At 77.2% G+C, this 2,792-nt stretch carries 2 protein-coding genes, 1 pseudogene and 1 riboswitch; of the genes and pseudogenes, 1 reads left to right on the top strand and 2 read right to left on the bottom strand.

What is annotated here, in order from left to right; translation table 11 throughout:
• Positions 1-953 (bottom strand): annotated as a pseudogene (locus tag DLJ47_RS37395) (hypothetical protein); the annotation flags it as partial.
• Between the two features lie 288 nt (positions 954-1,241).
• Positions 1,242-1,443: riboswitch (cobalamin riboswitch) on the bottom strand.
• Between the two features lie 187 nt (positions 1,444-1,630).
• Here DLJ47_RS37395 and DLJ47_RS33995 point away from each other — a divergent pair.
• Positions 1,631-2,341: an MBL fold metallo-hydrolase gene (locus DLJ47_RS33995; RefSeq protein ID WP_109906303.1), complete on the top strand. Its 711-nt coding sequence runs from the start codon at positions 1,631-1,633 to the stop codon at positions 2,339-2,341.
• A gap of 7 nt (positions 2,342-2,348) precedes the next feature.
• Here DLJ47_RS33995 and DLJ47_RS33990 read toward each other — a convergent pair whose 3' ends face one another.
• Positions 2,349-2,684 carry a hypothetical protein gene (locus DLJ47_RS33990; RefSeq protein ID WP_088994030.1) on the bottom strand — a complete coding sequence of 112 codons (336 nt, stop codon included), beginning with the start codon at positions 2,682-2,684 and terminating at the stop codon, positions 2,349-2,351.
• Between the last annotated feature and the right edge of the window lie 108 nt (positions 2,685-2,792).

Here is a 2,792-nt window from a genome sequence, read left to right as displayed (position 1 = left end):
GGGTCGGAGTCCGGACCGCCGTCGGGGCCGCCGGAACCCCCCTGGTCGTCGTCCGGGTCGTCGCCGCCGGCCCGGTCCAGGGCCTCGTCGAGGCGCTGCTCGTCCAGGCCGGGAGTGTCGAACGGGTCGCGGCGGCGGCGGTGCGGCAGCGCCAGCCGGGCGGCCACCCGGACGTCGGCGACGGTGACCGCGTCCCGGCCGTGCCAGGCGGCGTGCGCGAGCGCGGTGCGGGCGGTGACGATGTCTGCGCGCATCCCGTCCACGTCGAAGGCGGCGCAGACCTCGGCGATCTGGCGCAGCGCGGCGTCGGGCAGCCGCACGCCGTCCGGCCGCCGCCGGGCGACCGCCACCCGGCGGGCGATCTCCGCGTCGGCGGCGGCCCAGCGGGCGGCGAAGCCGACCGGATCGGCGTCCGCGGCGAGCCGGCGGCGGACCACCTCGACCCGGACGGCCGGGTCCCGGCTGGCGTCCACCTCGACGGTGAGCCCGAACCGGTCGAGCAGCTGCGGGCGCAGCTCCCCCTCCTCCTCGCCGTACCCACCGTGGGCCGGGGTGGGTGCGGGCGGGGCGAAGCCCTCGCCGGTGAGCAGCACGGTGTCGGAGAGGAACCGGGCCAGCTGGGCGAGGTTGGCCGGCCCGCCCTCGACCAGGTAGGCCAGCGCCTCGGTGGCCACTCCGGACGGCACGGTGGAGGCGGCCATCAGCTCCGCGTCCGGCACCGGCTCGCCGCCGAGCACCACAGTCGGCACGCCGGAGGCGAGCACCGTGGCCAGGCCGTCCGGCCACGCCTGCCGGCCGCCGAGCAGGCGTACGACCGCGAGGTGGACGCCGTCGAGCAGCGCGGGTACGGCGTCGGCGGCGACCCGGGCCGGGTTGGCCAGCCGGTAGTCGGCGCCGCTGGCCCGGGCGGCGAGCAGGTCGGTGTCGGCGGTGGAGAGCAGCAGGATACGCACGGGTGGCTCCGGACAGTGACGCCCGCCCGGTCGACGGAGGCGGCCGGGCACGGCGGGGCGGGTGCTGGTTCAGCGGGCAGGCGCCGCCGGCGACCGGTTCACCGGCGGCGGGCCGGTGCCGGGAGGCAGCGTGCGGAACTCAGCGGTGAACGACGGCGCGGCGGCCCGGGGCGGGCGCGGCGGAGCGGGAGGGCGCGGGTGCGCGGTCGCGGCCGGGCCGGGTACGGCGGTCGCCGTCGACGATGGAGACGCGGTGCGTCATCGGGTCCTCCTCGGGTGTCCACGCCCTGGGGTCAACTCCCGACGGCCGAAGTATCCTGGCTCCCGGATCGACGCTCACCCCCGGCCTTCCAACCGCGCACGCACGGCCGTGACTCACGAGGGGGGATCGCTCCCCGGTGACAGTGGCGGGACCGCGCCGGAATCGCACCGGCTTCCTTCACTGCCGTCAGGCCGCGAATGCTGCCACACCGTCGGGCACCGGTCAACGCGCCCTCGCCGCACCGCCTCGCCGTCGATCCGCTCCCACCGCCGGGGATCCACAGTGCTCCGCCGCACGAGGAGCCGATGCCGCCGGACGCGGTCGACGTGCCGGAAGCCCGACCGCCGACGGGGTTTAGGATCTTGACGGGGCACCCCTGTCCCGCACCGTCCGAGGAGGTGTCGCCATCATCGACATGAGGTTCGAGCACCTGGCCGGGCGAGTCTGGCGCTGCCCCGGCGACCCGGATCCGGCGGCCGTGCAGGCCGGCGTCGCGCTGGTCGCCGACGACCGGGGCAGCGTGCTGATCGACGCCGGGCAGAGCCCCGCGCACGCCCGGGAGATCCAGGCCGCGCTGCGCGCCGCCGGGCTGCCGCCGCCACGCTGGCTGGTCTACACCCACCACCACTGGGACCACGTCTGGGGCGCCTGCGCCTGGCCGGACGTGGAGATCGTCGGGCACGTCGCCGGCGAGCGGCTGCTGCGCGAGGAGGCCGACCGGCCGTGGAGCCACCGGTACCTGCGCGAGCAGGTGCGGGCCAACCCTCGGCTCGGCCCGAGCTTCCGGGCCCGGGCGCTGGCGGTCGACTCGTGGGAGGGCTTCGCGGTGCTGCCGCCCACCCGGACCTTGACCGATGAGCTGGAGCTGCCGGTGGGCGTACGGGTGCGGCACGTCGGGGGCAACCACGCGCCGGACTCCACGGTGGTGACCGTGCCGGACTCGGGGGTGCTGCTGCTCGGCGACGCCTACTACCCGCCGCCGGCGCACCTGCGCACCCCGGCGGACCGGCCCGACCTCGCCCTGGTGCGCCGGCTGCTCACCGACGACGTCCAGTGGTACGTGGCCAGTCACGAGCCGCCGATGACGCTGGCCGAGGCGCGGGCGGCGGTCGCCGCCGCGGGCTGATCCCCGCTCAGCGGGCGCGCCGCTCCGGGTGGGCCCGGTTCCAGGCCCGCATCCGCTCCGGGTAGCCGGTGCGGGCCGCCTCGTACAGCGGCACCGCGTGCTTGCGGGCGATCGCCCCGGCGGCCCGCGGGGTGCCGGTCCGGCGGCGGATCCACTCGCCGTCGTGGGCGATCGCGACCACCGTGGTGTCCGTCGCCGTGGTCTCCGGTTCCAGGTAGAACTCCACGCCACGGCGGCTGGTCACGAACGCCTCCAGCGCCGCCAGGTCCTCCCGGGTCGCCTCCCGGTCGAGTTTCGTCACCGCGCCCTCGGCGGCCCGCGGCCGCCGGCTGAACCAGCCCATGCCCCGCTCCTCTCCTCGCCCTCCCAGTGCACCACCGGTCCCTGGCAACCCCCTGCACACTCCCTGGGAGCCCCCTGCACGGTGAACCGTGACCGTCTGCCGGGAAGG

The organism is Micromonospora sp. S4605, from assembly GCF_003176715.1.
In the GTDB taxonomy this organism is placed as follows: domain Bacteria; phylum Actinomycetota; class Actinomycetes; order Mycobacteriales; family Micromonosporaceae; genus Micromonospora; species Micromonospora echinaurantiaca.
This window is presented reverse-complemented; position numbering and strand designations above follow the sequence as displayed.